Source organism: Bacillus sp. MM2020_4 (assembly GCF_011250555.1).
Lineage (GTDB): Bacteria > Bacillota > Bacilli > Bacillales > Cytobacillaceae > Neobacillus.
The window spans coordinates 22,655-29,319 of record NZ_JAANMZ010000052.1 but is presented as its reverse complement, the minus strand read 5'-3'; the positions used below and the strand labels follow the sequence as shown (position 1 = coordinate 29,319).

Annotated in this window: 6 protein-coding genes; 4 read left to right on the top strand and 2 right to left on the bottom strand. The window is 38.1% G+C overall.

From position 1 onward, the window contains the following. Nucleotides 1-93 precede the first annotated feature (93 nt). Nucleotides 94-1,110, top strand: a complete 1,017-nt coding sequence (moaA, locus tag G6554_RS21960; protein WP_242637845.1) for a GTP 3',8-cyclase MoaA — start codon at nt 94-96, stop codon at nt 1,108-1,110. Nucleotides 1,111-1,444: 334 nt separating this feature from the next. Here moaA and G6554_RS21955 read toward each other — a convergent pair whose 3' ends face one another. Both G6554_RS21955 and ric read right to left on the bottom strand, forming a co-directional pair. Beyond that, nucleotides 1,445-2,110, bottom strand: a complete 666-nt coding sequence (locus G6554_RS21955) for a MarR family transcriptional regulator (RefSeq protein WP_166245856.1) — start codon at nt 2,108-2,110, stop codon at nt 1,445-1,447. Nucleotides 2,111-3,085: 975 nt separating this feature from the next. Further along, nucleotides 3,086-3,784 carry an iron-sulfur cluster repair di-iron protein gene (gene ric / locus G6554_RS21950; RefSeq protein WP_166245854.1) on the bottom strand — a complete coding sequence of 233 codons (699 nt, stop codon included), beginning with the start codon at nt 3,782-3,784 and terminating at the stop codon, nt 3,086-3,088. A 234-nt stretch (nt 3,785-4,018) separates the two neighbouring features. Here ric and G6554_RS21945 point away from each other — a divergent pair, with 234 nt between their 5' ends. The 3 genes from G6554_RS21945 to G6554_RS21935 all read left to right on the top strand — a co-directional run bounded on the left by G6554_RS21945 (nt 4,019) and on the right by G6554_RS21935 (nt 6,651). Beyond that, nucleotides 4,019-5,284: a molybdopterin molybdotransferase MoeA gene (locus tag G6554_RS21945; protein ID WP_166245852.1), complete on the top strand. Its 1,266-nt coding sequence runs from the start codon at nt 4,019-4,021 to the stop codon at nt 5,282-5,284. Next, nucleotides 5,272-5,808, top strand: coding sequence for a molybdopterin-guanine dinucleotide biosynthesis protein B (gene mobB, locus G6554_RS21940; RefSeq protein WP_166245850.1), 537 nt, complete (start codon nt 5,272-5,274; stop codon nt 5,806-5,808). Before G6554_RS21945 ends, mobB begins: the two co-directional genes overlap by 13 nt. A 120-nt stretch (nt 5,809-5,928) precedes the next feature. After that, the gene (locus G6554_RS21935) at nt 5,929-6,651 is read left to right on the top strand and encodes a YwiC-like family protein (RefSeq protein ID WP_166245848.1); all 723 of its coding nucleotides are present in this window, start codon (nt 5,929-5,931) and stop codon (nt 6,649-6,651) included. Nucleotides 6,652-6,665 lie beyond the last annotated feature (14 nt).

Here is a 6,665-nt window from a genome sequence, read left to right as displayed (position 1 = left end):
GTATATAAGTAGTGAATAAAGTAACAGTATTTTATGTAAGTTCTTGTTACACTAAGTATAAAAAAGCTTTTGAAAATAATGGAGTTGAGACGAATGGAAAAAACCATTATTAAAGATAAATTAAGTAGACCATTACGCGACTTAAGAATTTCTGTTATCGATCGCTGTAATTTTCGCTGTCAATATTGCATGCCAGCAGAACAATTCGGCCCAGATTTTGAATTTCTACCTAGAAGTGCCTTATTGACCTATGAAGAGATAGAACGGTTGGGAAAAATATTTGTTCGTTTAGGTGTAGAAAAAATCCGCTTAACTGGCGGTGAGCCCCTCATGCGTAAGGATATGCCGATTCTTGTCAAAAAACTTTCTGCAATTGAAGGCCTAAGTGACATCGGCTTAACAACAAATGGAGTTCTTCTTCCGAAAGTTGCTACTGAGTTAAAAGCGGCGGGTCTTAAAAGAGTAAATGTCAGCCTTGATACGTTAAATGATGAATTGTTTGGTCAAATTAACGGTCGCGGTGTAGGCACCGGACCTGTATTGGAAGGTATTGAAGCAGCAAAACAAGCAGGTCTTGGAGTTAAAATCAACATGGTTGTCAAAAAAGGGTTAAATGATACAGAAATCATCCCCATGGCAGAATACTGTAAAAATCAAGGTTTAGAGCTCAGATATATCGAGTTTATGGATGTTGGTGCAACAAACGGTTGGAAGATGGATGATGTTGTTACTAAAAAACAGATTTATCATTTATTAAAAGAGCATTTCGAAATGGAACCGGTTGACCCTGCTTATTATGGGGAAGTAGCAAAACTCTATCGTTATAAAGATACTGACGTGAATGTTGGGTTTATTACATCCGTTTCTGAATCATTCTGCTCCAGCTGCACGCGTTCACGCCTGTCGGCAAATGGTCAGATTTTTACCTGTTTATTTAACGGAAATGGCCACGACATCCGGAATTTTATGAGAAATGGAGCAACTGATGAGCAAATAGCTGAGCGGATTACAGCCATTTGGAATGGCCGTGATGACAGATATTCAGATGAAAGAACTGCAGAGACACACAAAACACGTAAAAAGATTGAAATGTCCTATATTGGTGGCTAGCCCCTCTCTAAAGAGGGGTTTTTTTTGCAAAAAAAAAGCCCGCTTGTGATTATTCATCATAAAGAGGGACTCTTGGATTTTTGAGATAAAACTCAAGCCTATATAAATAAGATGTCTTATCCTTTATCGATTAACCAGCAAAAGTAAAATAAGCTGAGATTTTCCGGTTAGATGCAGATCGGAGCTCGTTTCGGGGTAAATAAGGGGAGGATTTCCGACTATGAAAAGCAAAATCCCTCATTTTCACGTTTTTCAAGTCAATAGGAGGAATCTCTCCGTCTGTTTAAGCCTTTTTTAATAATAATTACTAATTAAGTGGAATTTTTCCGACTATTTATCTGATTGGGTGTTTAACCTGATCCCCCAGACGATAAGAGCGGACTCTCTTGATCCCAGATGCGGGAATCAGCAGCTTTTTATCGACTAGCTGTGAAAGTACTTTTTTTACCGTCTTGTCACTTAGCTTCAAATACTTCTCTAGCTCTTTAGGGGATATGGTTTCTCCTTTTCGAATCGCTAGCCGAAGCACTTCCTTTTCCGCAAGAGACAGAGATGTCTGGTCCAGTTCATTACCTAACCATTGGCCAATCACTTGCTGAACAATCTGTTGGCATCGACGAGGTTTCTCGTTCACTTGGTCATAAGAAAAGCGGATCACGGTCCATCCGTCAATCACCAATTGGTTCTGGCGTTCCAGGTTGTCAGAAAATTGCCATCTGCTTATGTTCTTTAGATGAGGGCCATACCCGTCAACCTCAAGGCAAATCCGGATGGCGGGACGAATATAAGCAAAATCCAAATACCTTTTGCCATCCTTGAAATCATCGACTTCATATTCTGGATGAAGATACTTGAAATGGTAAAATAAAGGCCACCATACTTGCTTCAAAAACAACATTTCAGCCTGATTGTGACCTTCTTGTAAGTGCCGCAACCGTTCACCGGTTCTTACGTGCGAGTGAGCATTCAAAAAGGCCTGGTATTCTTCTTCAAAACCCATAGCATCCTTCTCCTATTCAATGGTCATGTCTTTTACAGCACCCTTTATAAACTAGATCCGGTCTAGCATTTGAACAAAATTCAGTGGGCAAACATTACCAGGTTTTAGAAACTGTTCTTCCTCAATTTCCTCTAATATCAAATTTTGCATATATTTGATGCCATGACTGAATCATCTCCATTATTTATTCATTGGAACTTCGAACAGATTTTTGAATTAATGCGATAAAAGGGGTTTAATGTGGCTTCAATTGTAGAATTGAAAATAACAAATAAAGACTTGCGGAGTAGATAGGATAAAAAGAATATTTTGAGAAAGAATTGAGGGTAGAACTATTTTTAGTTTAATAGAATTCATACATTTGTCAATCCATTTTCTTTATCTTTCGACAATACTATTCTTATCATTTCTATTTCCACTAAAAAACTTAATACGTTCTAGCCTCCCCAACCTTAAGTAGAGGCATTTGTCTAAAACCCTCATTTACTTATGATATGGTTCGCAATAATTCGTCAAAATTAGAGACTCTTGGATTTTTGAGATAAAACTCAAGCCCATTTAAATAAGATGTCTTATCCTTAATCGATTAACCAGCAAAAGTAAGCGGAGGTTTTCCGGTTAAATGCAGATCGGAGCTCGTTTCGGGGTAAATAAGGGGAGGTTTTCCGACTATGAAAAGCAAAATCCTTTATTTTCACGTTTTTCAAGTAAATAGGAGGAATCTCTCCGTCTGTTTAAGCCTTTTTTAATAATAATTACTAATTAAGTGGAATTTTTCCGACTATTTATCTGATTGGGTGCTTAACCTAATCCCCCAACCGATAAGAGCGGACTCTCTTGCTCCTGGTGTTGGGAATCAGCAGCATTTTCAATATAGAAAAGACGTATGCCAATTCATACGTCTTTTCTTGTGTTTTTTTTTAAGAAAGTACTTGAAAACAAAACCCTTTATTATGATTAGCTGGCTGTTGATTATTAGGCAATATAACGAGGGAATAAAATATTGTTTTCAAGATGAACGTGCATGAAGGTTAATCCTTCTAATGCTTCCAAGCGTGCATAAACTAAACGGTACGTACCACAAGCATCCAATGGAAGTTCGAAGTCTGATGTTACTTCACGGATTTGTCTTAAAATCTCGCCTGCATGGTCGTGTTCCTTTTCAAGCTCAACAATCATATTTATAGCTTCTTCACGATCTTCAACTGTCCCATCAGCAAGCTGTTTAATTAACGGGAATACAATGGCTTCTTCCTTTTCCATATGCTCAATTAATTCCTTTTTGAATTCATAAAACAGTTCATTCACTTTTAATAGTTCTGGATGGTTGTCGCCATGTACACGTGATACCTTTGTTACATAGGGGCTGAGATTCTTTAATTCTTCTTCCGATACACGATGATAATTTGTAATGACATGATCGATGATGGTGTTTGAATCTGAATCAGTCCAAACCTCTACATCTTTCTCAGTGTTTTCGTATTTTGCAAAAACATCCCTTAATTCCTCCAAGAGAGAGTCCATATTAAGGCCGTTTTGTGCCACTGCTTGTGTTAACGGAATATTTCCGCCACAGCAAAAATCGATACGGTTCTTTTTGAATACGTCACTTGTTTTTGGTAATTCGTTTACAATATCTTTAACTAATGAATTTTCGGTAATGGTAAAAGTCATGGTATAAGCCTCCTGAAATTTTTAATGGTAGCTATGTTCTGACTTCATCATAATTGAAAATGAATCTTAATTAGGTGACCTGCATCACACATCTGCTATGAATTTTTCATTTTTTCTTTCAGTTTGTGACATTTGATATGTTTGCAAGGTTTTTATAGACTTATAATGAATAGTAGCCCTTTACTATTTATACATAGTTAAAAATTGAACCGATTTAGGCAGGAGCTGATGAAGTTGATAGAAAGAAGAAAACCGATTCCGATTGGAGAAGCAGTTGAAAAAATAATGGAACACCAATTACAGGGTGTAACAGAATATGTTTCAATAAATGAGAGTTTTGGCCGTTTCTTATCAGAGGATTTAATAGCAACCAGCGATGTACCTCATTTTGATAGGGCACCGTATGATGGCTTTGCCGTTAGATCAATTGATACACGGGAGGCATCGCTGTCAAACCCCATCGAATTTGAAGTGATTGATCATATTGGTGCTGGAATGGTTTCTATAAAGGTTGTCGGACCAAATCAAGCTGTTCGTATTATGACAGGAGCGATGATGCCTGAGGGAACTGATGCAGTTGTCATGTTCGAAGTCGCACAAGACTACGAAAAAAATGGCGTCCCCTTTATGTCGATTAAACGAAGTTTTAACAAAGGTGATAATGTTTCATTTGCTGGTGAGGACGCAAAAGAAGGAGCAGTGTTAGTAAAAAAAGGGATATTAATTAATCCAGGTATCCAAGCCATGCTCGCTACTTTTGGCTATAAGGATGTACCCGTAGCCAAAAAACCAGTTGTCGGATTATTTGCAACCGGAACAGAGCTATTAGAGGTGGAAGAAGCCTTAGTCCCTGGGAAAATTCGCAATAGCAATTCTCATATGATAGCGGCTCAAATCGAAAGAGTGGGCGGCATGGTTCAGTATTTTGGAAAACTCCCTGATGAATTTGATACATGCTTTGACGCGGTAAAAAATGCATTAAACAAAGTGGATTTATTAATTACCACTGGTGGAGTATCCGTTGGTGATTTTGATTATCTGCCAGCCATATATGAAAAGCTGGGTGCAGAAGTATTCTTTAATAAAGTAGCCATGCGCCCTGGAAGTGTAACGACAGTTGCCGGATATAATGGGAAAATCCTCTTTGGCCTTTCTGGCAATCCTTCTGCTTGCTATGTTGGCTTTGAATTGTTTGCACGACCAATTATCAGAACACTGCTTTTTTCCAAAAAGCCGCATTTAAGGAAAGAAAAGGCTGTACTAGAGGTCGACTTTCTGAAAGCTAATCCATTTACAAGGTTTGTTCGCAGTTCTACATTTATCGAGGATGGCAGACTTAAAGCAACCCCAAGCGGTCTGGACAAATCAAACATCATCATGAGCCTTGCCGGTGCAAACTCATTAATGATTCTTCCCGGCGGCACAAGAGGTTTTGCAGCAGGCAGCGAGGTAGACGTTCTATTACTTGATGATCAGGTTGGTAGTGAGTGGCCGTGGTAAGACCGATTATTTTTCAGGTGGTTGGTTATCAAAATAGCGGTAAAACAACAATTACATCCAAACTGATTGAAACACTGACCAACCGTGGATTAAAAGCGGTGACCATAAAACATCATGGACATGGCGGCAAACCGGATGTGGCAGTGCAAAAGGATTCTACCAAACATCTAACAGCAGGTGCGATTGCGTCCCTTGTTGAAGGAAACGGCAGATTGATTCTACAAGCAGAGCAATGTAAATGTGGTCTTGAAGAACAAATCAAAATGATGAGATTTTTTCAGCCAGATGTCGTTTTAGTTGAAGGGTTTAAACTGGAAGATTATCCAAAGCTTTTATTGATAAGGGATAAACAGGATTTACCCTTAGTAGACCTAGTCAACAATGTTCAAGCCGTGGTGTACTGGAAAGAAGAAATCAAGGAGCTTATATTTACCAAATTGGATGTGCCGTTTTTTCACATATCTGATGAAGCAGCAATTGGTTGGACAGTGCAATTCATCGAGGAACGTGCCCATAAAGAGTGACAAATTATTGAAAAGAGAAGGCAAAAGCCTTCTTTTTTGCATGATCATGTGACGCTCTTCACTTATTAATTCTTGTTGCTATCTTATAGTATTGCTAAGTAGGAATAAGGAGTGAAAGAGATGAAGTTATTTTTACCGAAACAACATGGTGCTTGGGCAATGTTGATCATCCCTTTTTGGCTAGGTGTGATGGATGGGGGATTTTTGTGGCAGCATATTCCGTTTTTTCTTGGCTGGCTTTTATTGTATTTGGCAACCTATCCGATGCTCCTTTTATTTAAAAAGAAAAAGCTCTCTTTTTACACAAAGTGGACGCTCATTTATATGATACCAGCCTTATTGCTATTACTGATACCACTCATAGAAAGGCCTTCAATTGTTTTCTTTGGCCTTCTGATGATTCCGTTTTTTACGATAAACGCATATTATACTTCAAGAAATCAAGACCGGGCCTTTATGAATGATATAAGTGCCATTTTGGTTTTTTCGATTGCAGGCTTGGCAAGTAGTTTTTTAGGACAGGGCGTTATTGGATTTGAAACCATTATTTCCCCCTTTCTAACATCCGTGCTCTTTTTTATCGGCTGCACTTTTTACGTGAAATCGATGATAAGAGAAAAGAAAAATACCACATTCAAATGGATTTCTTGGATTTACCACTTATTGTTAGTCATAGCATGGATTGCATCCGGCTTTTGGATTGCGGCAATTGCTTATATTCCTAGTTTATTTCGAGCCATTATCTTTTACGGTAAAAAGTTATCTCCTAAACAAATTGGGATTTACGAAATTATCAATTCAGCCATTTTCTTCATTTTAATCACCATTCAACACATCCTTTAAAATAAAAAATCGGT